Source organism: Clostridium sp. DMHC 10, from assembly GCF_001270375.1.
GTDB lineage: Bacteria > Bacillota > Clostridia > Clostridiales > Clostridiaceae > Clostridium_S > Clostridium_S guangxiense.
The window spans coordinates 414,521-441,113 of sequence record NZ_LGVB01000015.1 but is presented as its reverse complement, the minus strand read 5'-3'; the positions used below and the strand labels follow the sequence as shown (position 1 = coordinate 441,113).

The 26,593-nt window shown below is 30.3% G+C and carries 19 protein-coding genes and 9 pseudogenes; all 28 read left to right on the top strand.

Annotated features, from left to right (window positions below):
- The 28 genes and pseudogenes from AGR56_RS03975 to AGR56_RS21300 all read left to right on the top strand — a co-directional run bounded on the left by AGR56_RS03975 (nucleotide 1) and on the right by AGR56_RS21300 (nucleotide 26,585).
- Nucleotides 1–652 (top strand): annotated as a pseudogene (locus tag AGR56_RS03975) (O-methyltransferase).
- Nucleotides 645–1,862, top strand: a complete 1,218-nt coding sequence (locus AGR56_RS03970) for a U32 family peptidase (RefSeq protein WP_053241214.1) — start codon at nucleotides 645–647, stop codon at nucleotides 1,860–1,862. The pseudogene AGR56_RS03975 and the gene AGR56_RS03970 overlap by 8 nt, the downstream one beginning before the upstream one ends.
- A gap of 64 nt (nucleotides 1,863–1,926) precedes the next feature.
- Nucleotides 1,927–3,540 (top strand): penicillin-binding transpeptidase domain-containing protein, encoded by a 1,614-nt coding sequence (locus tag AGR56_RS03965; protein WP_053241213.1) that lies wholly within the window; start codon nucleotides 1,927–1,929, stop codon nucleotides 3,538–3,540.
- 88 nt (nucleotides 3,541–3,628) lie between these two features.
- Nucleotides 3,629–4,342 carry an RNA polymerase sporulation sigma factor SigK gene (gene sigK, locus AGR56_RS03960; RefSeq protein ID WP_157055657.1) on the top strand — a complete coding sequence of 238 codons (714 nt, stop codon included), beginning with the start codon at nucleotides 3,629–3,631 and terminating at the stop codon, nucleotides 4,340–4,342.
- Nucleotides 4,343–4,498: 156 nt separating this feature from the next.
- Nucleotides 4,499–5,557 carry a type IV pilus twitching motility protein PilT gene (locus AGR56_RS03955; protein ID WP_053241212.1) on the top strand — a complete coding sequence of 353 codons (1,059 nt, stop codon included), beginning with the start codon at nucleotides 4,499–4,501 and terminating at the stop codon, nucleotides 5,555–5,557.
- A 183-nt stretch (nucleotides 5,558–5,740) separates the two neighbouring features.
- Nucleotides 5,741–7,019 (top strand): annotated as a pseudogene (locus AGR56_RS03950) (glycosyltransferase family 2 protein).
- A gap of 286 nt (nucleotides 7,020–7,305) precedes the next feature.
- On the top strand, nucleotides 7,306–8,565 hold the full coding sequence (gene ftsA / locus AGR56_RS03945; protein ID WP_053241211.1) for a cell division protein FtsA: 1,260 nt from the start codon (nucleotides 7,306–7,308) through the stop codon (nucleotides 8,563–8,565).
- 16 nt (nucleotides 8,566–8,581) lie between these two features.
- Nucleotides 8,582–9,669: pseudogene (ftsZ, locus tag AGR56_RS03940) on the top strand (cell division protein FtsZ).
- A gap of 291 nt (nucleotides 9,670–9,960) precedes the next feature.
- Nucleotides 9,961–10,759, top strand: a pseudogene (spoIIGA, locus tag AGR56_RS23240) (sigma-E processing peptidase SpoIIGA).
- Between the two features lie 13 nt (nucleotides 10,760–10,772).
- Nucleotides 10,773–11,480: pseudogene (gene sigE / locus AGR56_RS03930) on the top strand (RNA polymerase sporulation sigma factor SigE).
- A 71-nt stretch (nucleotides 11,481–11,551) separates the two neighbouring features.
- A pseudogene (gene sigG / locus AGR56_RS03925) lies at nucleotides 11,552–12,326 on the top strand (RNA polymerase sporulation sigma factor SigG).
- A 139-nt stretch (nucleotides 12,327–12,465) separates the two neighbouring features.
- Nucleotides 12,466–12,718 (top strand): annotated as a pseudogene (locus AGR56_RS03920) (YlmC/YmxH family sporulation protein).
- A gap of 61 nt (nucleotides 12,719–12,779) precedes the next feature.
- Nucleotides 12,780–13,244 carry a transcriptional regulator NrdR gene (gene nrdR, locus AGR56_RS03915; RefSeq protein ID WP_053241210.1) on the top strand — a complete coding sequence of 155 codons (465 nt, stop codon included), beginning with the start codon at nucleotides 12,780–12,782 and terminating at the stop codon, nucleotides 13,242–13,244.
- 154 nt (nucleotides 13,245–13,398) lie between these two features.
- Nucleotides 13,399–13,635, top strand: coding sequence for a hypothetical protein (locus tag AGR56_RS23235; protein WP_347460387.1), 237 nt, complete (start codon nucleotides 13,399–13,401; stop codon nucleotides 13,633–13,635).
- Nucleotides 13,635–14,102, top strand: coding sequence for a peptidoglycan editing factor PgeF (gene pgeF, locus AGR56_RS03910; RefSeq protein ID WP_347460513.1), 468 nt, complete (start codon nucleotides 13,635–13,637; stop codon nucleotides 14,100–14,102). The genes AGR56_RS23235 and pgeF overlap by 1 nt, the downstream gene beginning before the upstream one ends.
- Nucleotides 14,103–14,119: 17 nt before the next feature.
- Nucleotides 14,120–14,818: a response regulator transcription factor gene (locus AGR56_RS03905; protein WP_053241209.1), complete on the top strand. Its 699-nt coding sequence runs from the start codon at nucleotides 14,120–14,122 to the stop codon at nucleotides 14,816–14,818.
- Between the two features lies 1 nt (nucleotide 14,819).
- Nucleotides 14,820–16,520 (top strand): ATP-binding protein, encoded by a 1,701-nt coding sequence (locus AGR56_RS03900; protein WP_053241208.1) that lies wholly within the window; start codon nucleotides 14,820–14,822, stop codon nucleotides 16,518–16,520.
- A 154-nt stretch (nucleotides 16,521–16,674) separates the two neighbouring features.
- Complete coding sequence (locus AGR56_RS03895; RefSeq protein ID WP_084756860.1) at nucleotides 16,675–17,517, top strand: cache domain-containing protein; 843 nt, start codon at nucleotides 16,675–16,677, stop codon at nucleotides 17,515–17,517.
- Nucleotides 17,414–17,956: pseudogene (locus AGR56_RS03890) on the top strand (N-acetylmuramic acid 6-phosphate etherase); the annotation flags it as partial. The gene AGR56_RS03895 and the pseudogene AGR56_RS03890, both read left to right, overlap by 104 nt.
- Before the next feature lie 45 nt (nucleotides 17,957–18,001).
- A complete protein-coding gene (locus AGR56_RS03885) occupies nucleotides 18,002–19,711 on the top strand; it encodes an ABC transporter substrate-binding protein (protein ID WP_053241206.1) in 1,710 nt (569 codons plus the stop codon).
- A 137-nt stretch (nucleotides 19,712–19,848) separates the two neighbouring features.
- Complete coding sequence (locus AGR56_RS03880) at nucleotides 19,849–20,817, top strand: ABC transporter permease (protein WP_053241205.1); 969 nt, start codon at nucleotides 19,849–19,851, stop codon at nucleotides 20,815–20,817.
- A 12-nt stretch (nucleotides 20,818–20,829) separates the two neighbouring features.
- Nucleotides 20,830–21,750, top strand: coding sequence for an oligopeptide ABC transporter permease (opp4C, locus tag AGR56_RS03875; RefSeq protein ID WP_053241204.1), 921 nt, complete (start codon nucleotides 20,830–20,832; stop codon nucleotides 21,748–21,750).
- A gap of 11 nt (nucleotides 21,751–21,761) precedes the next feature.
- Nucleotides 21,762–22,738, top strand: a pseudogene (locus tag AGR56_RS03870) (ABC transporter ATP-binding protein).
- Complete coding sequence (locus AGR56_RS03865) at nucleotides 22,739–23,704, top strand: oligopeptide/dipeptide ABC transporter ATP-binding protein (RefSeq protein ID WP_053241203.1); 966 nt, start codon at nucleotides 22,739–22,741, stop codon at nucleotides 23,702–23,704. It begins immediately after the preceding pseudogene.
- 204 nt (nucleotides 23,705–23,908) lie between these two features.
- Nucleotides 23,909–24,532 carry a serine hydrolase domain-containing protein gene (locus tag AGR56_RS21310; protein WP_242851303.1) on the top strand — a complete coding sequence of 208 codons (624 nt, stop codon included), beginning with the start codon at nucleotides 23,909–23,911 and terminating at the stop codon, nucleotides 24,530–24,532.
- Nucleotides 24,463–24,888: a serine hydrolase gene (locus tag AGR56_RS21305; RefSeq protein WP_242851302.1), complete on the top strand. Its 426-nt coding sequence runs from the start codon at nucleotides 24,463–24,465 to the stop codon at nucleotides 24,886–24,888. Before AGR56_RS21310 ends, AGR56_RS21305 begins: the two co-directional genes overlap by 70 nt.
- 255 nt (nucleotides 24,889–25,143) lie before the next feature.
- Entirely contained in the window at nucleotides 25,144–26,247 is a 1,104-nt protein-coding gene (locus AGR56_RS03850; protein ID WP_347460512.1) for a glycoside hydrolase family 3 protein, read from the top strand.
- Between the two features lie 35 nt (nucleotides 26,248–26,282).
- On the top strand, nucleotides 26,283–26,585 hold the full coding sequence (locus AGR56_RS21300) for a hypothetical protein (protein ID WP_242851301.1): 303 nt from the start codon (nucleotides 26,283–26,285) through the stop codon (nucleotides 26,583–26,585).
- The last annotated feature ends 8 nt before the right edge of the window (nucleotides 26,586–26,593 follow it).

The following is a 26,593-nucleotide window of genomic DNA, read 5'->3' as shown; positions in this document are numbered from 1 at the left end:
ATGAGCAAAATAATGTACGATTACATTGAAAATTATATAAGAGAATTAATTCCTGAAAGACAGGGTTTACTTAAAGAGTTAGAAGAATACGCTGAAAGTAATAACGTGCCAATAGTTCAAAAGGAGACTGCTAAATTTCTTGAATTAATGGTAAAAATAAAAAGGCCGCTTAAAATACTTGAACTTGGAACCGCCATAGGGTATTCTGCAATTTTAATGGCTATTAATTCAGAGGCTCATATAACATCTGTAGATAGAAGTGAAGATATGGTAAATATAGCACTCGAAAATATACATAAATATGGATTGGACAAAAGAATAGATGTTATATTGGGTGATTGTATGGAGTGTTTAAAAAAGCTTAATGATGAATATGACATTATATTTATAGATGCTGGAAAAGGGCATTATGAGGATTTTTTTTAATGAATGTCTTAGAATGTTAAAAAAGGATGGAATTGTAATAGCCGACAATGTACTATTTAGAGGTATGGTAGCGAATAGAGAATTATTACAAAGAAGAAAAATCACCATAGTTAAAAGAATGAAAAATTATCTTGATATGGTTTCTAATAATAAAAGTTTAATTACTTCTGTAATTCCAATGGGAGATGGAATTGCAGTTACAACAAGGAGGCAGGATTGTGAATAAACCGGAGATATTAGCACCAGCTGGAAACTTAGAAAAATTAAAGACTGCCATTGAGTATGGAGCAGATGCAGTTTATCTTGGGGGAAGTAAGCTTAATTTAAGAGCATTTGCAGATAACTTTGGTTCGGATGAATTAAAACAGGGAATTGATTTTGCACATTCATTAGGAAAAAAAGTATATGTAACTTTAAATGTTTTTCCTCATAATGAAGATTTAATTGGACTAGAAGATTATTTGAAAGAACTGTATAATTTAAAAGTTGATGCAATTTTAGTTTCAGATCCTGGAATAATAATGACTGCAAAAGAAGTTGTTCCAGAACTTGAATTACATTTAAGCACTCAGGCAAATAATGTAAATTGGAAATCAGCATTATTTTGGCACAAACAAGGAGTTAAAAGAATAGTTCTTGCAAGAGAAATGTCTCTTGAGGAAATAAAAGAAATTAGAAGAAATCTTCCAGAAACTTGTGAAATTGAAGCTTTTGTTCATGGCTCTATGTGTATTTCTTATTCAGGAAGATGTCTTTTATCTAATTATATGACGGGAAGAGATTCAAATAGAGGACAATGCGCTCAACCATGCAGATATAAATACGCTCTTGTTGAGGAAAAAAGGCCTGGACAGTATTTCCCTATAATGGAAGATGATAAAGGGACATATATAATGAATTCAAAGGATCTTTGCATGATTGAACATATTCCCGATTTAGTTGAGTCAGGTATAAATTCTTTAAAAATTGAAGGAAGAATGAAAAGTGCATATTATGTTGCCTCTGTTGTGAAAGCATACAGGGAAGCTTTAGACAAGTATTTTGAAAATCCTTCTGAGTATAAATTTGATCCTAAATGGATGGATTATTTAATGAAACCAAGTCACAGAGGATATTGTACAGGATTTTATTATGGAGAAGACAATAGACAGTATTATGGATCTTCATCATATATAAGAGATTTTGATATAGCTGGAATAGTAAAAGACTATGATAAAGAAACAAATACTGCAACTATAGAGCAGAAGAATAAGGTGTATTCTGGAGATATTGTAGAAGTTTTAAGACCTAAAGGCGAAAATTTCGAAATTATGCTAACAGATATTAGAAATGAAAAAGGTGAAGAAATAGAAAGTACACCTGTTGCACAAATGATTTATACAATAAAATGTGATATGGTTTTAGAAAAGGGTAATATGCTAATTAAGCAGAAATAATAATTTAAGATTGAATAAAATGCCTCATTTTAGTCAAAGATTTAGACTATGGTGAGGTGTTTTTATGTATAAATCAAAAATCAGATGCATGTCTATACTTGTTATACTAGTTATTGCTTTTTCTTTTTTAATATATAGATTGTACATTATTATGAATTACAATGAGGAGTTAGAGGTTAATTATGCAGCGCAAATGTCATCTTTTGAAAAAACTTCTGATTTAAATTATGAAGTTATAGATTGTAATGGAAAAGATCTTTTGCCATTTAATAAGGATTACTATGTTGTAATAAATCCATATATTTTTAGTAGAAATAATAGTGACACCAATATAAGAAAATTAACTGCATTGAATTATATTTTGAAAAATTATAATAAGAATTATGATTTAAGTCAGGTATCCATAGAAAGTTCAACTAATAAGCTATATTGGAAGATAGATGAAACTATTTATAATAATCTTCAAAAGTTCAAGGATGTAAATGGTATATACACTTACTATGTTAATAAAGTAGACAGAAGTGAAGCAGCAGATATATTCAATATTATAACTAATCCTAAGGATAAAAATAATAAAAAATTCAAAGCAAATAATTCGCTTGAAAAAACAATATATGACAGGTTTAAAAATGATGAATATCCTGAAAAAGTATTTAAGAATGACAGCAATGGTAATATTATTTCTTCAAATGAAATAAATAATAAAAATCTTTCAAAAGTTAAGCTTACTATAGATAAAACAATAAATGATAAGGTTCAAAACATATTAGATGACAGTGATCTTAAGCAGGCTTCTGCAATTGTCATGGAAAGTGAAAACGGAGCTATAAGAGCAGCTGCTCAAAAGGATTTATACGATGCTAATATAAATTTTGGACTAAAGGGAATTTATTATCCAGGTTCTATATTTAAAACTATAGTTGAAGAAGCAGCTATTGAAAGTAAAAGCGTAGATCTAAATACACCTATAAAAGATACAGGAAAGTTTAGTCAGGAAAAAGTTTATGATTATTGTACACCAAAGCAGGCATTTGTTGTTTCGTCTAATGATGTTTTCATAAATATAGGTCAAAAGACAGGTTTTTATAATATATATAACACAGCTAAAAACCAGGGATTGTTTGATAAAGTGCTAAATATTGACGGGGAAAGCAATGGTTCTATGGATAGTATGGATTCTAATGATACAGGAAATCTAAGTTTACTATCATATGGGCAAAGTCTTAGAATAACTCCAGTGGAAGCCTTAGCTATTCCTAATACTGTAGTTAATAAAGGTATCTATGTTAAGCCTCATATTGTTGATTCATATATTAATGGAATTACTGGTAAAGTAGAAAAAGAGAAAATATATAGCAATAGAGTTATAAGTGAGAATACAGCCAATACGATGCTTGAGCTTTTTAAAGAAGTTCTTACTGATAAACATGGAACTGGACTTCTTGCCTATACTCCTAATCCATGCATTGGAGGCAAAACAGGAACTGCGCAAAGAGGAGAAAATAAAGATAAGACGATTGAAAATGTAGATGCATGGTTTGCTGGATTTTTTAACGCTAATGGTATTAATTATTCTGCAGTTATATTTGCACCAAATATAGATAAGAATATGAGTGCCGCTATCACAACAGCACCTATATTTAAAAAAATAGTTGAGTCTTTAAATAATAAAAATTAAAAACTATTTAAAAAAATATTTGTTTTTTAGGAACATTATACAAGCTATTTAAATAATATATTAATAAGCACTATTAGGAGGAAAACCTTTGTTATCAATATATTATTTATTAAATATAATGGGTGGAATGTCTTTTTTTACGGCGTACATTGGCAATGGAACATCGTTTCCTAAACCTTTAACTGAAAGTGAAGAAAAAGAGTATATTAAAAAATTAGAAGAAGGTAATCCTCAAGCAAAAAGTGTACTTATTGAAAGGAATTTAAGATTAGTTGCTCATATTGTAAAAAAATATTCCTATTACGGAAAAGAAGTTGATGATTTAATATCAATAGGTACTATAGGACTTATAAAGGCAATAGATTCCTATAATAGCTTAAAAGGCACAAGGCTTGCTACTTATGCTGCAAGATGTATCGAAAATGAGATATTGATGCTTATAAGAAATAACAAGAAGATAAAAAATGAAGTGTATCTGCAGGACCCAATAGGAGTTGACAAGGAGGGCAATGAAATATCTCTTATGGATATATTAAGCAGTGATGAGGATTCGGTTATTGAAATTGTTGAAAATAGGATACAAATAAGTAAACTGTATATAGAAATTGAAAATTCACTTAAAGGAAGAGAAAAGATTATAATAAAGATGCGATATGGACTTGGTGATGGAAAGCCTAAAAATCAAAGAGAAATTGCTAAAATTTTGGGTATATCAAGATCGTATGTATCAAGAATAGAGAAAAGAGCACTAAAAAAGTTGTGTAAACAACTTGACAATAATGTTGCAAAATATAACAAATAACTAACATATAAGGTGGATTTTAAAATACAAAGGAATAAATCTTTCTATTTTAATTAAAATTAAAATGTAGTATAATTACAGTTAAAACTAGCATAAAAAAGTACCTCATGTAAAAATGACCATATTATATAAATGATATACGAGGGAGGAATAGCATTGAAGACACTTAATGAATTATTGAAATTAACCGTAGAAAAAAAAGCTTCCGATTTACATATTACAGTTGGGTTGCCACCAATTTTAAGAATAAATGGTAAATTAAACATTTTAAATAAAGAAGAAATAATTTTGCCTGAGGACAGTAGTAAATATGCTAAAAAGATACTGGATGATGATTACGAAAAATATTTAAAAATAGGGGAATATGATAAATCTTATTCAATTTCTGGAGTTGGACGTTTTAGAGTAAATGTGTATAGACAAAGGGGTAGCGATGCAATAGCAATAAGGGTTGTTGAATTAAAAATTCCATCACTTAAAGAACTTAATCTTCCTATGGTTATAAAAGATTTATTAGAAAATAAAAGGGGACTTATACTTGTAACAGGACCAACAGGTTCTGGTAAAAGTACAACTCTTGCGTCTATGATTAATGAGATAAATGAAACTAGATCTGAACATATTATTACTTTAGAGGATCCAATAGAGTATGTACATAAACACAATAAAAGTATAATAAATCAAAGGGAAATAGGAAAAGATTGTTCTTCTTATAAGGATGCTTTAAAATCTATTTTAAGAGAGGACCCAGATGTTATATTAATTGGAGAAATGAGAGATCTTGAAACTATATCTACAGCTATTACAGCAGCCGAAACAGGGCATTTGGTGCTTTCAACGCTTCATACTATAGGAGCTGCAAAAACAATAGATAGAATTGTAGATGTTTTTCCAGATCATCAACAGCAGCAAATAAAGATTCAACTTTCAGGAGTACTGCAGGGAATTATATCTCAACAACTTCTTTCAAAAAAAGATGGAAAGGGTAGAGTTGCTGCACTTGAAATAATGACTGCTACTCCAGGAATACAGAACCTTATAAGGGAAGGAAAAACTCATCAAATTCAGTCATTAGTACAAACAGGATCTAAATATGGAATGAAAACAATGGACATGTCTATTGAGGATTTATATAAGCAAGGAATTATTTCATATGATGTTGCTATAGCTTCATGCGTTGATAGAGAATTTATGACAAAAATGTTGGTTTTATAGTTTTTTAAAATTATGTATATATTTTATTAAAATGGAAAATCATAATATTGAATTAAAAACAAAAGCTCTGAATTTTCAGAGCTTTTAAAACTCGTATTTCCAATAAAATGTTATAAAATCATCAAAAGTATAGTATTTGACGCATATTTGTGCTAAAATATTTTTGACTAGGGGGGATACATAGTGAACATAGTAAATACCATAATACATGGAATTTCACGTGTATTTATGGATACAGTTTTAATTATCGCTATATATTATTTGTTTATATCCTTTTTTGGACTCTATAGAAAAAAAGATAACAAAAAGTTTAAACCAGAAAAGAGATTTGCAATCATAGTTGCTGCACACAATGAAGAAGCTGTAATTGGTGAAATGGTTGATAGTCTTAATAAATTAGATTATCCTAAGGAATTATATGATATATATGTTATTTCTGACAACTCTAATGACAATACAACAATGAGAGCTAGTGAAAAGGGAGCTATTGTGTACGAAAGAAAAGATAAGGAAAAACGTGGTAAGGGTTATGCATTAGAGTGGATGTTTGGTAAAATATTTAAAATGGATAAGAAGTATGATGCAGTTATAATATTCGATGCGGACAATTTGGCCTCTAGAAATTTTTTGAATGAGATGAATAAAAAGTTATGTGAAGGGTATAAGGTTGTTCAAGGATATCTTGATAGTAAAAATCCAGTTGATTCATGGATTACTGGAAGTTATTCAATAGCTTTTTGGTCAACTGACAGAATGGTTCAATTAGCAAAAACTAATCTAGGACTTTCAGCTCAATTAGGAGGAACAGGTCTTTGTATTGATGTTGAGATTTTAAGGAACCTTGGATGGGGAGCAACTTGTCTAACAGAGGATTTAGAGTTTACGTGTAAACTTATATTGAATGGCTATAAGGTTGGTTGGGCACATGACGCCATTGTATATGATGAGAAACCATTAAAATTAAAGCAGTCTTGGAATCAAAGAAAGAGATGGATGCAGGGATTTGCAGATGTTTATAGTAGATACTTCTTTAAACTTATGAAAAGAGCTATTTTAAAGAGGAGTTTTACAGCTTTTGATTGCGCAATATATACAATTCAACCTATTATTACGGTACTTTTAGGAGTGGCTACAATATTGAATTTTTCACAGTTATTATCACAAGTTTCTGACTTTGTGTATATGATTAGCTCTGTAGGATTATATATAGATTTTAATCTGTTTAAAATTTGTGCCATTATCATTGCTGTAGCTCAGTATTTGTATACACCTTTAATAATACTTATAGATAAAAAATTAAATTTTAAAATACTAATATACTATGTAATATTTTATCCTATTTATTTATTGACATGGGCACCAATTGCTTTAATTGGAATTGTTAATAAAAAATGACAAAAAATGGAATCATACAGTACATACAAGAAGTGTAGATATATCTGAACTGGAAAAGGTTAATTAAGAATATTTTATATAATCATGATAAAAATTAGAAGAGATATCTTGTATATCTCTTATTTTTGTATATACTATAATTATATATGCTGTTTAAGCAGACTTATATTTTTATTAAAATTATTAAAGGAAAATTTGTATTTATGTTGAATATAATTTAATATAGGGAATTTAAATTATTAATTAAATATTAAGTTGAAATAAATTAATATTTAAGGGGATTTTCATACAAAATATGTTAAATCTTAAGCATATTCTCCTACATGTGAGTTCTCATAGAGGGAGGGAAGTAAATGGATAGTTACATTGTAGGTTTAGACATAGGATCATCAAAAATTTGTGCAGCAGCAGGAAAAATTACAAAAAGAGGGACAATTGAAATACTTGGAATAACTTCTTCCGATTGTAAGGGATTGAAGAAATCAATTATTGTTAATATAGATAAAACTGCTGAATCAATAAGAGAGTGTATTGAAAAATTACAAATGATAATTGATATTACGATAGACAATATCTATATATCGCTTCCAGGAAGTATATGTGGATTGGTACATAACAAGGCTGTAATTGCCGTTTCGTCAGATGACAGAGAAATAAAAAATAAGGATGTTGAAAGGCTTTTGGAATCTGCTAAGCTTATATCTGTGCCAGCAAACAATGAAATTATAGGAGTTGAACCTCAGCAGTTTATTGTTGATGGATATGATAACATTAAGGATCCTATTGGAATGAGTGGAATGAGATTAGAGGCTGATGTTCATGTTATTACGGCGCAATCTGCAATTGTAAATAATTTTATAAAGAGTGTAGCTAAAGCTGGATATAATGTGAAAGGGATTTGTTTTGCACCTAAAGTTGTTTCAAATGTTGTATTATCATCAGAAGATAGAGAACTTGGATGTGCCTTAATAGACGTTGGAGCAGAAACAATAGACATAACTATTATAAAAAATGATAATATTTGTTATGAAGATTTTATTCCTTTAGGCGGTAACAATATAACTAATGACATTTCAATTGGACTAAAAATACCGTTTAACGAGGCGGAAAAATTAAAGTTCAAGTTTGCAGATATAAGGAATGGTAATTCCGGATATGCTGAAAAGGTCAGTGTAAAATTATCCAATAATGAAGTTACTAGTGTTGATTGTAAATTTTTAAAACTAATAATAAAGTCAAGAGTAGAAGAATTATATGAGTTTATAAAAAAGAAAATAGTTGATAGTGGATACTACAATGAAATATCAAATGTGGTAATAGTTGGTGGTGGTATAGCGTTAATAAGAGGAGCAGATGAGCTTGGTAATAATATTTTAGGCAAAAGTGTAGAAATAGGTTCACCTAATTATGTAGGAGCGTCTAATCCAATGTATGCAGGTGCGGTAGGCATTACATATGATATATGCAATAGTGTGAATATTGAAAATGATGATTTTTCAAGTTTTAGCAATGAAGATGAAATAAAAAGTATATGGAATAAAAGCAGTAAAAAAAGCCAGGAAAATATAAATGTTTTTTCAAGGGTTAAGGATTTTTTTACAGATCTTTTCTAATGAGGGAGGTATTATTGTGCTTGATTTTGATGTTGATGTTCAGCAATTTGCTCAGATAAAGGTAATAGGTTGCGGCGGTGGTGGAAATAATGCCGTAAACAGAATGATTGTAGAAGGACTTAAAAATGTAGAATTTATTGCAATAAATACGGACAAGCAGGCTTTAGCTCTTTCTAAAGCTTCACAAAAAATACAAATAGGTGATAAACTTACTAAAGGTTTAGGTGCAGGGGCGAATCCGGAAATTGGTAAAAAGGCAGCAGAAGAAAGTAAAGATGAAATTGCCCAAGCTATAAAGGGCGCGGATATGGTATTTATAACAGCTGGTATGGGAGGCGGTACAGGAACAGGTGCAGCTCCAGTTGTTGCGGAAGTTGCAAAATCTATGGGGATTTTAACTGTAGGTGTAGTTACAAAGCCTTTCCCATTTGAAGGCAGAAAAAGAATGCTTCATGCTGAAGCAGGAATCAAAAACTTAAAAGAGGGAGTGGATACACTTGTAACTATTCCTAATGAAAGATTGCTTGCTATTGTAGATAAAAAAACTACACTTGTTGAAGCATTTAAACTTGCAGATGATGTTTTAAGACAAGGTGTTCAAGGTATTTCTGATTTGATCACTATTCCAGGACTTGTAAATTTAGATTTTGCAGATGTAAGAACTGTTATGATTGATAAAGGTCTTGCGCATATGGGTGTTGGAAGAGGGGCAGGAGATACAAGAGCAGCTGATGCAGCGAAACAAGCAATATCAAGTCCTCTTTTGGAAACTTCAATTGTTGGGGCTACTGGTGTTCTTCTAAATGTTACTGGTGGGGCAGATCTTGGTCTTCTTGAAATAAACGAAGCAGCCAGGTAGTGCAAGAAGCAGCAGATCCAGATGCTAATATAATATTTGGTGCTGTAATAGATGAAAATTTAAAAGACGAAATAAGAATAACAGTAATAGCAACAGGATTTGAAAATGATAAAGAGGAACAAAAAGATGAAGATGAAAATATAGTTTCATCAGCTAACAAGCCAGAAGATGAAGCTGCTAGTGCTTTAGACAATACGGGTTCATTTACTGTAAAAAAGGATGATCTTGATATACCTGCTTTTTAAGAAGACAACATAATAAAAATAGATTTTAAAAAGTGCTTTTATAGGCACTTTTTTTTATAATTATTTAACTAAAATGCCATTCTTATTTTCTACTCTCACTAATCATATAATACCCAATATTTTTAGTTCATTTTTATATTCAGGGCAGATTATCCATAAAAAAGATATTATATAGCATTATAAAAAACTTATTATCAAAAATTAAGAATTAAAAAAATTATTCAATTAATATAAAATGACAAAATTTTGAAGATGTTAGTAATATAATTATCATAAAAGAGGTGAGTAGCATTGGTAATATACCTTGATGTACTGATAATTGAAAATGCCATTGTAAATACATTTTTGCTTTACATAACATCTCAAACACTAATGAAAAAAGTTAAATTTAGATATTTATTTATAGCAGGAACAATAGGCGGCCTATATATTTGTACATTGATTTTTCCTAAAATTAGATTTTTATCTGGTTTTGCATTTAAAATAATTGCTGCTGAGATTATGATTTATATTACGTTTAGAAGTAAAAACATATTGTTTAATATAAAAGCTTTAGCTATACTTATAATTTACTCAATGACTTTAGCAGGTATATGTATGTTTCTAGATTTTTCACAGTCACAATTTACATTTTTGATTTTAATTTTAAAAATATATCTTATAGATATCTGATAATTGGGATAATGATTTTGTATATGCTCATATTTAGAATAATTACTTTTGTAAAGGATAGGAAGGATATATACAATTTAATATATTCTGTTGAGATTGGCGTAGATAATACCAAAAAATTTGTAAAAGCATTTTTAGATACTGGAAATGAATTAAGAGAACCAGTAACTAATCTTCCAGTAATGATTATTGAAAGAAATTCATTAGATAATATTGTAGTAGATGATAGGTACAAATATTACATAAAATATAAAGTTGTAAATGGTAAGATTGGAAACTTGGAGCTTTTAAGCCATCCTATGTAAAAATATATGTGGGAAACAAAATAAAAAATAAGGATATGATAATAGCTTTAAGTGATAATAAATTAAGTGAATATAATGACTATACAGCACTTTTGCCTAGAGGATGTATATGAATGGAGGGGTTTTATGAGGCGATTATTAGTATTGATAAATAGGTTATTAAGCAAAATTAAATTATTTTCGGGAAAACTTTATTATATAGGTGGAAATGATGCTCTTCCTCCTCCATTGTCAAAAGATGAAGAAGATGATTTAGTAAATAGACTAATTGAAGGTGATGAAAGTGTAAGGTCAATTTTAATAGAGAGAAATTTAAGGCTTGTTGTGTATATTGCTAGGAAGTTTGAAAACACCGGTGTTGGAGTTGAAGATTTAATATCAGTAGGAACTATAGGATTAATTAAAGCCGTAAACACTTTTGATCCAAGGAAAAAATCAAATTAGCTACATATGCATCAAGATGTATAGAAAATGAAATACTTATGTATCTTAGAAGAAACAGCAAGGTGAAATCTGAAATATCTTTTTATGAACCATTAAATGTAGATTGGGATGGAAATGAATTATTGTTATCGGATATATTAGGTACAGATAACGATTGTGTGTATAATTTCATTGAAGATGAAGTGGATAAGCAACTTCTTGTAGTAGCTCTTCAAAAATTAAATAGCAGAGAGAAGGAGATAGTTGAATTAAGATATGGTCTTACGGGTTATGGTGAAAAAACTCAGAAGGAGGTTGCAGACATGTTAGGCATTTCTCAGTCATATATTTCAAGGCTTGAGAAAAGAATAATTAAAACGTTTAAAGCGAGAGATAAATAAAATGCTATAGGCTGTCTATCGTATAAAATCAGTTTTTAAGGGGAATAATTTTAATGCTATTATTCCGAAGGGGCTGATAAAGTGATTATAAATAAGGTGGAAATATGTGGAGTTAATACATCAAAACTTCCTGTTTTAAAGGAGAAGGAAATGCGGGAACTTTTGATAAGTATGAGAAATGGCAATGAGAGTTCAAGAGAAAAGTTCATCAAGGGAAATTTGAGATTAGTGTTAAGTGTAATACAAAGATTTAATAATAGGGGTGAAAATGCTGATGATTTATTTCAAGTTGGCTGTATAGGGCTTATAAAGTCAATAGACAATTTTGATTTGAGTCAAAAATGTAAAGTTTTCGACATATGCAGTTCCTATGATCATAGGTGAAATAAGAAGGTATTTAAGAGATAATAATTCAATAAGGGTAAGCAGATCACTTAGGGATATTGCATATAGAGCTCTTCAAGTAAGAGATAAATTTGTAGCAAAAAATAATAAAGAACCAACTGTATCTCAAATTGCAAAGGAGCTCAAGGTGCCAAGGGAAGAAGTAATATTTGCACTAGATGCTATACAAGAACCAATGTCACTATATGAACCAATATATCACGATGATGGAGATGCAATATATGTTATGGATCAGATAAGTGACAATAAAAGTCATGATCAAACTTGGGTTCAGGACATATCTATTAAGGAAGCTATGAAAAAATTGAGCAGTAGAGAAAAAATGATACTCAATATGCGTTTTTTCGATGGAAGAACTCAAATGGAGGTTGCGGATGAAATAGGGATTTCTCAGGCTCAGGTCTCCAGACTTGAAAAAACTGCGCTAAAGCATATGAGGAAATATGTTTAATTTAATCATAATAAAAAGTAATAGTTGATAATTCAAAACTATTACTTTTTATTATTTCCGTTAGAAGGTGCATGCTCATAAGTCTAATTTACGTTTGAGATTCATATAATGTATAAATTAATTTTTTGGAGGGAGCTATATGCATTCTTTGAATGGTTTAAAATCAATGGAGCTTATAGATATAAATACTGGAACAAAGCTTGGCTTTATAAAGGATTTAAAAGTTGATACTGAAAATTATAAAGTTCTATCTTTAACAATTCCAAATTCTAAAAGTTCACATTGGTTTTCCAAAAAGTGATGATATAGAAATAGGATGGGATAAAATAAAAGTTATAGGGGTAGATGTAATACTCTTAGATGGAGATAACTTATTTGAAAATAGGGATTGAATAATGTGTTACATAAAGTGTATAATTATGTTAAAGTTTTATAACAAAGGACGTGAAAGTATTGAAATGTCCATTTTGCGGATATGATGAAAGTAAAGTAGTAGACTCAAGATCAACAGAAGATAATATGGCAATAAGAAGAAGAAGAGAATGTCTTGGATGTTCTAAAAGATATACTACATATGAAAAAGTTGAAGATATACCAATATTAGTTGTAAAAAAGGATTCCAGTAGAGAATTTTTTGATAAATCTAAAATAGTTAATGGACTCATAAAATCTTGTGAGAAAAGACCAGTTTCGAGAAAGCAAATTGAAGATATAGCGTCTGAGATCGAAAAGACTATAAGTAATCAAATGCTGACGGAAATAAAATCAAATACCATTGGAGAAATGGCTATGGATAAACTTAAGGATATTGACGAAATATCTTATGTTAGATTTGCTTCCGTGTATAGACAATTTAAGGACATAAACACTTTTATGAAGGAATTGTCAAATTTAATAAACAAGAAGTGTGAGGAATAATTTTATTTGATTTGTCTCTTAAAAATTTAAAATTGATAGGGTTAAACCTATCAATTTTTTTTATATTAAGATATTGTTAATTATGTTAAAATATTGTTTGTATTAACACAAAAAAATAAAGTATGCTAATATATTATTGGGAGGATAATTATCTATGAAAATAAAAAGCATAGGAGATTATGATTTTATAGAAATAAAAGATGGTAACGCTCATTTATATTTCTCAACTGCTAAAAATAATTTAGACTTTAATTTAAAATCTGATATTGGATTAAATAACATTAATAATATTAAAAAATGGTTCGGTGTAGATGAAGTTGGATATCTAAATCAGATTCATAGTGATGATATTTATATATATGATGAAAAAACTTACAATGGCGATGCTTAATTTCAGATAAAAAAAATATAGCAATAGGAGTTTTTACTGCTGATTGTGTTCCTATCCTAATTTATGATAAAAAAAATCAAGTCTTTGCGGCTGTTCACAGTGGCTGGAAGGGTACATTAGCTTGCATAGTAGAAAAAACAGTTATCAAGATGAAAGAGGAATTTGGATGTAAAGTTGAAGATATAAATGCAGTTATAGGTCCACATAATATGGAGTGCTGTTATGAATTTGGATATGATACTGCAGAAAAATTTAAAGAGGTATCAATATATAAGAGGGAAAAAATATACTTAAATGGAAGGCTAAATTTGCAAAAATGCATAGAGAAGCAGCTTGAGAATAGTGGAGTAAAAAGTTTTAAAAGCTTAAATCAGTGTACTAATTGCAGCACCAAATATGAATTTTATTCTTATAGAAGAGATGGAAATAAGGCCGGAAGAATGTTTTCCTTTATTTTTCTAAAATAGAACTGGAGGTATAAAATATGGCTGGAGAAAAAATTTTAGTAGTAGATGACGAACCTCATATTGTGCAACTTATTACTTTCAATCTCGAAAAGAACGGGTATAAAGTAATAAGTGCAAATAATGGAGTTGATGGATTAAAAATGGCAAAACAAGAATTACCACAATTAGTACTTCTTGATCTCATGCTTCCTGAATTAGACGGGTATGATGTGTGCAGAGAAATAAGACGTGATAATAATATATCAAATATGCCTGTTATTATGCTTACGGCAAAAAGTGAGGAACTTGATAAGATTTTAGGGCTTGAACTTGGTGCTGATGATTACATTACAAAGCCTTTTTCAGTAAGAGAACTTATAGCAAGAGTTAAAGCTGTTTTAAGAAGAACTAAAGTTGAGTATAACGATAAAATCTATAAATTTAGTGATATATCAATTGATTTTCAAAAGCATGAAGTTATTAAAAATAATGAAAAGATAGAGCTCACATTAAAAGAATTTGAATTGCTTGAAGTTTTAGTAAAAAATAAAGGAAGAGTTATGACAAGAGATTTTCTTCTTGATAAAATTTGGGGTTACGAGTATGTTGGAGAAACACGTACAGTTGATGTACATATAAGACATTTAAGACAAAAAATTGAACAGGATGATAAAAATCCAAAGTATATAGAAACTATAAGAGGAATAGGTTATAGATTTAATTTTGAAGGTGAGTAAGATGAGGAAAAAGTTATTTTTATATAATATAATTATCCTTGTTTTTACTCTTTTTATTGTAACATTTTTATTTATGAAGATTGTAAACAAGGAGTATGAAGAAAATTTAAAACAGAATTTGAAAAGAAACAGCATTCTAGTTTCAAATTTGCTGAATTTTAATCATGAAGATAAGACAATTGATATATTAAAAGAAGAGTTCAAAAACTGTGATTTTAGAATTACATATATAAATAAAAATGGAGTAGTGTTATATGATAATGATGTAGATCCTAAAAAACTTGATAATCATAATAAAAGAACTGAGGTAATTGAAGCGAGGAAAAATGGAGAGGGCTATAGTATAAGGTACAGTGATTCCTTAAAAAAGAATATAATATATTATGCATATAGTAGAAACGACGGTACTATAATTAGAAGTGCTATGCAAATTTCATATGTTAATAGTTTTAAACGTATTTACTTGAAATATTACATGGGAGTTGTCGCAGTAAGCGGTCTTGTAGCTATGCTTTTATCATTTAAACTTTCGAATCGAATTACAAGTCCTATAAAAGATTTGGAATTTATAACTTCTGCAATAGCAAAAGGGGAGCTTGAAGGAAGGGTTAAAGTGTCATCTAATGATGAAATAAGTGATCTGGGCAGGACTTTCAATAATATGGCAGATAAACTTCAGAGTACAATCATCGATTCTATGGAAAAACAGAATAAGCTTGAGGCTATACTTGAAAGTATGGATAGTGGAGTTATAGCTGTGGATAGAAAAAATAATGTAATAATGATAAATCCTTATGCTGAAAAGATATTTGGAATTGAAAAAAATATAATAGGTTTAAAGCTTATTGATAACATAAGAAATTATGATCTTGAAAATATATTTAGAGAGAAGTCAAAAAAATACAAAGAACTTAAAATTGTGTGGCCAACGGAAAGAATTCTTAGAGTTAAGACTGCTGATATAATAAATGGATATGAATGTATAGGAATCGTTGCTGTATTTCAGGATATTACGGATATGAAAAAACTTGAAAATATGAGAACTCAATTTGTTGCAAATGTTTCTCATGAACTTAAAACTCCACTTACTTCAATAAAAGGATTTGCTGAAACCATAAGGTATGTTGATGATGATAAAGAGAGAAATGAATTTTTAGATATAATAGATAATGAAGTAGATAGATTAACAAGGCTTATAGGAGATATACTTGTACTTTCAGATATAGAAATCAATACAGATATACAAAAGGAAAAAATAGACGTAAAAGTTTGCATTACAGAAGTATACAATTTGCTTAAGGATACTGCTGGTAAAAAAAATATTGAGATTAAAATTGAGTGTGCAGAAGGCCCAATGATAACAGGCGATATTGATAAATTTAAACAGATTATTATTAATCTTACCGATAATGCTATAAAATATAGTGAAAGTGGCGATAAGGTTTTTATTGGAAGTAAGTATGAAAATAATAAATGCATTATATGGGTGGAAGATACCGGTGTCGGTATACCAGAAAAGGATATACCTAGGCTTTTTGAAACTTTCTATAGAGTGGATAAGGCACGTTCTAGAGCTAAGGGGGGAACAGGGCTTGGTCTTGCTATAGTAAAGCATATAGTTATGAATTTTAAGGGGACAATAGAAATTGAAAGTGCACTTAATCGTGGAAGTAAATTTACAGTTACTTTACCGATATCATAGAAATACAAATTTAATCATTGGAACTATTTTGAAAATGAAGAAGGTTTAACACCTTCTTCATTTTTTAACTTAAAAATAACAATTTCTTATACAGATTTAACATTAATTTAATAACATTATAATTAGACAATTAAAAATATAAATTTTTAATTCTATGAAGAAAAGGAGACTGTATATGAAAGCTTCAACTCTAAAAGATGTTTTTAAGCAATCAAAAATTAAAAGAAATTCAATTGCATTTAGAATAATGTTTGCTGTTTCAATTTTGATTATAGTTTTAATGCTTGCAACAAATATTATAATTTACTATTTAACTTATTACAAAATTTATGATATGAGCACTAGTAATATGGGAGCTGTAACTTCTGAAATGAGAAATAATTTTGAAAGCATGATGAAGGTTCAAATAAGTGATGTCGAAAAAATGTCAAAAGATCTAGAACTTCAGAAAATTGCAGTAGAAGAAAGTAAAAGTTCAAGACAAGAAGTTTTAAGCAAGGAAAGTGATGAAATAGATTTAATCAAAAATAAATTTAACTTAAATGTTATGAATAAAGAAAATACGGAAAATGTATTTTTTACAGGCAATGACGGCATAACAACTATATGTACTAATAGTGATTATGAGGGGTATGATAATTCACATTATGAATATGTAAAAGAAGCCCTTAAGGGAAATTCAGCAGTAAGTTCAGTATATATTTCAGTTATAACCAGTAAACCAGTTATAACCTTTGTAAGCCCAGTAAAAAATGGAGATGGAAATACAATAGGAATTATTGGCAAAACAATGTTCATAGATTATTTCTCTAAAAGATTTGATAATTTTAAATACATGAAACAAGGATATGTTTATATTATTGATTCAAAAAATAACATAGTATATCACCCAGAAAAGTATTATAAAAGAAAGAGGCATAAATTCAAAAGATGTTGTAATAGGAATAACAGCAAGTGGACGAACTCCTTTTGTAATTGGAGCTATGAAAGCGGCTAAAAGAAATGGAATTACAACTATAGGAATAAGTAATAATAAAAATTCCATGATAAATGAAGAAGTGGACATTAAAATTAATCCTATTGTAGGACCAGAGGTTATTATGGGTTCCACAAGAATGAAAGCTGGAACTTCACAAAAGCTTATTCTTAATATGATAACTACCGCCTCAATGGTGAAACTTGGAAAAGTATATGGAAATCTTATGATTGATCTTCAACTTACCAATAAAAAGTTGTTGGATAGAGCAGTCAGAATAATTGAATACGCTGCAAATGTAAAAAGCGAGAAGGCTAAAGAATATTTAGAAAAGTCAGATTTTAATCCTAAAATTGCCATTGTAATGTTAAAGACTGGTGAAGAGAAGGATAAGTCTAAAGAATTACTACAAAAAGAAAATGGATTTGTGACAAAAGCCATAGAAGCATATTTTAAATAAGGCATTTATATAAATACTAAAACAATTAAATTAAGGGGGAAAAATATGAAAAATAAATTAATTGCCTTTTCCGTGATTGCAGCTGTGATTTCTTCGATAGCACTTACCGGATGTGGAAGCAAGACTACTATTGTAAAGGATAGTGCTGAACCTAAGGTGGAAAATGTTATAAAAGTAACTAAAGCTTCAGATAAGAGTAAAATTCCTGAAGCAGCCAAGAAAAGAAAGGATACTTTAATAATAGGAAATGGAGTGCCAGGAGGAAATTTTGTAAGCTTTTATGCTCAAACGCTTACTGATGCTTATATTAGTGATGCTGTTACTGATGGTTTGGTAGATTGGGATGATAATGGAAAACCAATTCCAGGTATAGCTAAAAAATGGGATATATCAAGTGATGGGCTTACTTATACTTTTCATTTAAGAGATGATGTTAAATTTAGTGATGGTAAACCACTTACAGCTGAAGATGTTAAGTTTTCCTTACAATTAGTATTTGATCCTAGTTTCTCAGGGGCAGTAGATCACACAGCGATACCAATTAAGGGTGGAGAAGTCTTTAATAAAGGAACTGCCAAGGATCTTGAAGGGATAAAAGTTAAAGATCCATATACAATATCGGTTACACTTGAAAAACCTAATTCATCAATACTATATCTCATAGGTACAACCATTATTTCAAAGGATTATTTTGGCAAAGATTATACACCAGGAAATACTAAAGGAGTTGAAGCAAAACTTCAAAATCCTGTAGGCTGTGGCGCATATGAAGTTACTAAATATGTACCTGGACAGGAAGTTGATCTTACAGCTAATAAGTATTATTGGAAAGGTACACCTAAAATTAAAAATTTGATATTTAAAGCCACAACTGAAGAAAACAAAATGCAGAATTTAGCTTCTGGGGAAACTGATATAGATACATTCGATGGTACTCCTGAAAATATAAGTCAGTTAAAATCAATGGGATTTGTTGATTTAACAACTTTTCCTTCTTCAAGTATTTTTTATATAGGTGTAAATTGTAAAGATCCAAAGTTTAGTGACAAAAAAGTACGTCAAGCACTTGAATATGGATTGAATAGAGAACAAATGGCTAAGACAGTTTTCAAAGGAAATGCTTATATAATAAATGAACCACAGTCTAAAGCAAATCCATCTTACACAAAAGATGTTAATAACTACAATTATAATGTTGATAAGGCAAATAAACTTCTTGATGAAGCAGGATGGAAAAAAGGTTCCGATGGTATAAGAGAAAAAAATGGCAAAAAATTTGTAATTCATTTGATGTCTTCATCAACTAATGCTGCGCACAAACTAGAAATACCAATTATAAAGGATAATTATAAAAAGCTCGGTATAGATGTTGAGCCTCAGCTTATGGATCTTAATACACTTTTAAGCAAAACAGATAAAAAAGATTTTGAAGCATACTTAATGGGAACTTCCTTGGGAGCTGATGCTTTATCTTCAAATTTAGCTGCGAACTTTAAAACAGGTGCTCCAAGTAACAATATGTCCTATTCAAACTCAAAAGTAGATGAACTTATCGGGCAGGATTATGAAGAAAATAATGAAACTAAAAGAACTGCTATTGAACAAAAGATATTCAAGACTATTAACGAGGATTTACCATTTATATTTACTTATCAACCACAAACCGTATGGGCATGTAATTCAAGAGTAAGTGGAATTAAATTTTTACCTTATAAATCTTACCCTCATAGCCTCTTTAAAGCAGAAGTAAAATAGAACCTTTTTTAAGTAGCAAGTAATAAAATTTATAAACATTCTATTGCTTGCTGCTTAAACATATTTATTATTTAGGATGAAATTACATAGATTTTTACATATTAAAATACGACGTAGAATAAAAAGGAGGATTATAAATGTTACGATATATAGTGAAAAGGCTGCTTCAAATGATTCCTATACTTATAGGAGTTTCAATACTTATATTTTTAGTATTCTCACTTGCACCAGGAGACATAGTTGATAATATGGGTGTAAATAGTCATATGACTACAGCTAAAGCAGCTCAATTAAGGCATTTGTATCATCTTGATCAGTCAAAACCTATGCAGTATTTGTATTGGCTAAAGGAGGCTTTAACCGGAAATTTCGGATATTCGCTTGATTATAGACAACCTGTAAGTACAGTTATAAAAAGCTATATATGGAATTCATTTGCTCTTTCCTTTGCAGCTTTTATAGCAGCTATACTTATTGCAATACCTATAGGAATCATATCTGCTACTAAGCAGTACTCAATTTTTGATTCTGTTTTTACAGTTATAGCCCTTATAGGAATATCAATACCAGCATTTTTTACAGGTTTACTTCTTATAAAATGGTTGTGTATTGATGTTAATTTATTTCCAGTATCAGGGATGACAACCTCTGGCAGCAATGCTGTAGGTATAAAAAGATTAGGAGATATAGCTTACCATATGTTTTTACCATTTATAGTACTTACCTTTGAAAGCGTTGCAAGTCTTATGAGATATATGAGAACAAGTATGCTTGAGGTTATAAGACAGGACTATATAGTGACGGCTAGAGCAAAGGGATTGAAGGAAAGCATTGTTATATATAAACATGCTCTTAAAAATAGTTTGATTCCTGTAATAACAATACTTGGAATGTGGATTCCAGGATTATTTTGTGGAGCTATAATAACAGAACAAATATTTTCATGGCCGGGCATCGGTAGAGTGGCACTTCAGGCAGTAAGTCATAGAGATTATCCTCTTCTCATGGGTTTTAATATGCTGATTGCAGTACTTACTCTTCTTGGAAATTTAGTTGCAGATGTTACTTATGCCATTGTTGATCCTAGAATTAGGCTTGAAGAATAAGGGGGTATTGTAGTGGAAAGTAAGGTAAATGCTAATATAAAAACAGTAAACGTTGATGATAAAATTATAAGCCCTGCAAGAATGGCATGGAATAGATTAAAAAAGAATAAACTTGCGTTAGTAGGGTTGTTTATAATTATATTTATGATTTTATTTGCAGTTGTAGGTCCTATAATATCTCCATATACTACTGAAACTATGGATTATAATAATCCAACTGTGGGTCCAGGTTTTAAACATTTACTTGGAACAGATGAACTTGGGAGAGATGTGCTTACAAGACTTATGTATGCAGGAAGAATATCATTGGCAGTTGGTGCAGCGGCTGTTGTTGTTGAAATAGTTGTTGGAAGTGCGCTTGGCGCTATTTCTGGATTTTACGGCGGAATAATAGATAACATAATTATGAGAATAGCGGATATTTTTATGTGTGTTCCATTTTTCCCAATATTAATTACTCTAGCGGCGCTTTTTAGTGATTTAAAGATTCAATCTCAATATAAAGTTCCTTTTTTAATGTTTATAATAGGAATACTTTCTTGGCCTGGATTAAGTCGTATTGTAAGAGGGCAAATACTTACCTTAAGAGAACAAGAATTTATGCTTGCCACAAACTGTTTAGGACTTAAGGATAGAAAGAAAATATTTAAACATCTTCTTCCAAATACAATTCCATCAATTATTGTATCAGCTACACTTAATATTGGTAGTGCAATTTTAACAGAATCTTCTCTTAGCTTTTTGGGCTTAGGAGTTGTTCCACCAACACCATCTTGGGGAAATATGGTTCAATCAGTAAGTGATTTATATAAGCTTCAACATTATCCATGGCTTTGGATGCCGGCAGGTATATGTATATTATTTACTGTTATAGCTATAAATCTTTTTGGTGATGGGCTTAGAGATGCTTTAGATCCAAAACTAAAAAGATAGGAGGAGATAGAATGTCAAAAGATTTACTTGAGGTTAAAAATCTTAAAACATATTTTCATACAGAAGAAGGTATAGTAAAGGCTGTTGATGATGTAAGTTTTAAAATCAAGAAAAAAGAGACTTTAGCAGTGGTCGGAGAATCAGGATGTGGTAAAAGTATTACTGCAATGTCTATAATGCGATTAGTTCCAAAGCCTATAGGTAAAATAGAGAGCGGAGAAATAATATTTGAAGGTAAAGATATACTTACTATGGATAAAAATGATATAAGAGATGTAAGAGGAAATCAAATATCTTTAATATTTCAGGAACCAATGACTTCATTAAACCCAGTTTTTACTATAGGATACCAAATTGAAGAAGTACTCATATTACATAAAAGGCTTACAAAAAAAGAAGCAAGAGAGGAGACCATAAAATTACTTTCAATGGTAAGGGTACCAAGGCTGAGGAAATAGTAGATTGTTATCCTTACGAGTTAAGCGGTGGAATGAGACAAAGAGTGGTAATAGCTATGGCAATAGCTTGCAATCCTAAACTTTTAATAGCAGATGAACCTACTACAGCATTGGATGTTACCATTCAAGCACAAATATTAGATATTATGAGGGAACTTAAAGAAAAAATAAATACATCTATTATGTTAATAACTCATGATCTTGGAGTAGTTGCTGAAATGGCAGATTATGTAGTTGTAATGTATTCTGGAAAAATAGTTGAAGAGGCACCCGTTATTGAACTTTACGAAAATCCAAAGCATCCTTATACTATAGGACTTTTAAAGTCGAAACCTGTGATAAATAAATTACAAAGTGAACTATATTCTATTAAAGGCCAAGTACCTAATCCGCTGGAAATGCCTGAAGGCTGTTATTTTAATCCAAGATGTAAAATGGCAAAAGACATATGTAGAAAGAAGAGACCAAGTTTAAAGGAAGTTGGAGAAGGACACAGCGTTTCATGCTGGCTTTATGGGGAGGGAAAATAATTGGAAGAGGCTGTTTTAAAAGTTAGACACTTAAAAAAATATTTTCCAATCAAGAGTGGATTTTTTAGAAAAACTACGGGATATGTGAAGAGTGTTGATGATATATCTTTTGATATTGGAAAAAATGAGATTATGGGTTTAGTTGGTGAATCGGGCTGCGGCAAGACAACTACAGGTAGAACTATACTAAGGCTCATGGAAAAAACAGGGGGAGAAGTTTTATATAATGGCAAGGATATTTTTAGTATGGATAAAAAGAGTATACTAAAATTGAGACCTGAAATGCAAATGATATTTCAAGATCCATACAGCTCATTAAATCCAAGAATGACTGTAGGAGAAACTGTTGGAGAGGCACTTTTAGATCATGGACTTTGTTCAAAAAGTGAAGTTGATGAAAGAGTTAAAGAAATAATAACAGCATGTGGCCTTGCTCCATATCATATAAAAAGATTTCCACATCAATTTTCTGGTGGTCAAAGACAAAGAATAGGAATAGCTCGTGCACTTATACTAAATCCTAAATTTATAGTTGCAGACGAACCAGTATCGGCTTTAGATGTTTCTATACAGGCGCAGATTATAAATTTACTTATTAAACTTCAAAGGGAAAAGGGATTTTCGTGTCTTTTTATATCACATGATCTTAGTGTTGTGGAGTATATATGCCAAAAGGTTGGAGTTATGTATTTAGGAAATATGGTTGAACTTGCAGAAAATGAAGAATTATTTAAAAATCCACTGCATCCGTATACTAAAGCTCTTCTTTCAGCAGTTCCAGTTCCAGATCCTAAATTTAAAAGAAATAGAATAATTCTTAAAGGTGATATACCAAGTCCAGCAAACCCTCCCTCTGGGTGTAAATTTCACACAAGATGCAATTATGCTACTAATAGATGCTCAAAGGAAATTCCTGAATATAGGAAAATTGATAAAAATCATTTTGTAGCATGCCATTTATATTAGGAGGTGTTTGTTATTAAAATTCAAAACGCTGAAAAAAGTATGAGTAATGAGGATATACCCATTAATAAAATAAAAATTCATTTTAAAGATTTTTTAGCATTGACTATTGCGTCAATCCAAGTGTTGGTACCTATTTTTTTAGCTATTTTTGCGGTATTCGTATTATTGGCCTTTTTGCTTATGAAATTTTGGGTGAAATAAAGAGTGACTTTAAAGAAAGAAGTGAATTTTATGTTTATCAATATGGATAAGCTTAATAAAGCTTTTGAGCTTATAAACGATGGAGTTTTAAAAGGAGATTTTCCAGGTGCAGTAGCAGCTGTAGGAAATAAAGAAGGTATAATAAAAGTGGAGAACTTTGGAAGCAGGTGCTTATACCCAGAAAAATTGCCTATGAGCAAAGACACTCTGTTTGATTTAGCTTCTTTGACTAAGGTTGTGGCTACGAATACTTTATTTATGATTTTTTTAGAAAAAGGACTTATTTCGGTTTATGATAGTGTAGATTATTATTTAAGTGAATTTAAAGGAACCTATAAGGAGAATGTAACTATATTTAATTTGTTAACGCATACTGCTGGTTTTGTACCATTTAAGCCACTTTATGAGCTCTGCAGTAATTACGAGGATGCTATAGGCTATATATGTTGGCTTGAACTTGATTATAAGCCTGGTACAAGATGCATATATAGCGATTTTAGCTACATTTTACTTGGCTATATACTTGAAAAGATAGGCGGTGCAAGGCTTAATGTTTTATGCAAAAATATATTTTTGAACCTCTTCAAATGGGAGATACAGCCTTTAATCCTAAAGGGGATAATATAGCTGCAACAGAAATAGATGGCAGCACTAAAAAGCCTTTTATTGGCATCTGTCACGATGAAAATGGAAGATTTTTTGATGGTATATCAGGTCATGCTGGATTATTTTCTAACATAGATGATTTATGTAAATTTTCAAATATGCTTATAAATAAGGGAAATAATTTTATATCTTATGCCTCTTTTAGGGCTATGACCACTAATCATACTTTTGGCCTTGAAGACAATAGGGGATATGGTTGGTCTATCAAAGGAGATAAAAATTCTTCAGCAGGAGATATAGCATTTCCAGAAGCTTTTGGACATACTGGGTTTACGGGGACTTCACTTTGGGTTGATGTAAAAATGATATATATATAATACTCTTAACAAATAGAGTTCATCCTACGAGGGATAATCTTAATATAATAAGATTTAGAAGGCTTTTTAGTAATGCTGTGCTGGCCACACTTGGTTAGAGTACAAAGTTTTACTATATATATGTTAAGGAGGAGTTTATATGATGGATGTAAAAAAGCTTCCCTTGAATGTGAGAATAGGCCAAATGATAATAGCTGGTTTTTCTTCGAAGTATTATGATGCTAATATAGAAGAGTTAATTAGAGATGAAAAAAAATAGGGAATTTCATATTATTTGCAGATAATATAGGAAATAAAGATGAAATTATAAAACTTACAGACAATATTCAAAAAAGCCTTGAAAGATACATTGGAATACCTGGAATTATTTCTACTGATCAAGAAGGTGGAATGGTAACAAGGATACATCAAGGGGTTACAATATTTCCTTCTAATATGGCTTTTGCAGCGGCAAAAGAAGAAGGAAGTACTTTTATTCAGGGAAAGATAGAAGGAGAAGAGCTTAGAAGCCTTGGCATAAACATGAACATAGCTCCTGTTATGGACGTTAATTGCAATCCTGAAAATCCCGTTATTGGATGTCGTTCTTATGGGGACGATGCTGAGAATGTTTCTAAGCTTGGAATTGATATCATAAAAGGACTTAAAGAAAAAAAGGTAATTGCGGTAGCAAAGCATTTCCCTGGACATGGAGATACCTCTGTAGATTCCCATCTTAGTTTACCTGTAGTTAATCATAATATTAAAAGGCTTCAGGAAGTTGAACTTTTGCCGTTTAAAAATGCAATCAATGTAGGAGTTGATGCTATAATGTCGGCTCATGTTCTTTTACCTAAGGTAGAGCCGAAAAAACTTCCTGCTACTCTCTCGTATAACGTTCTTACAGAACTACTAAGGAATAAAATGGGGTTTAAAGGGCTTATAATTACAGATTGTATGGAAATGAAGGCAATAGCAGATTTTTATGGGAGTGATAATGCAGCCGTTAAGGCAATTATTGCTGGAGCCGATTTGATTTGTATATCTCATAGTAAAGATGTTCAGAAAAAATGTATTGCTGCTATTAAAAAAGCTGTATTAGGTGGAGAGATTTTAGAAGAAAGAATAAATGAATCTGTAAAAAAGATATTGAAAATAAAGGATAAATATAATATTTCCTGTAATTTGAAGCAAAATTCATGCAGTGAAAAAAATAGAAATTTTGCAGAGAGAATAAGCAGTAAGAGCATAACTGTTCTAAAGGATCATAGAAAATTAATACCTCTTAAAGGAAAAGTGGTTTCTATATCACCAAGAGCAATTGCACTTACAGGAGCCGATGATAAGATTAAAGTTGCTGCTTCTTTTGCCATAAATTAAACAGCATATGTAAAGGCGTTGAATTTCAAATTCCAATGAATCCAGATGAGAGTTTAATTGATACTATAATGGGAGAATGCCCGCATGCCGATAGAGTCGTAATAGGGTGTTACAATGCACATTTAAATAAAAATCAGATAGAACTTGTGGGAAGAGTTAACGAAATAAATCCTAACGTAGTGTTGGTTTCTCTCAGAAATCCATATGACATTTTGTGTTTTAAAGAAATTTCTACTTATATAAATGCCTATGAATATACTGAATTATCAATAGAAAGCACTATTAAAGTTTTAACAGGTAAAATAAAGGCAGAAGGTGTATCGCCAGTTAAACTATAAGTGATTGA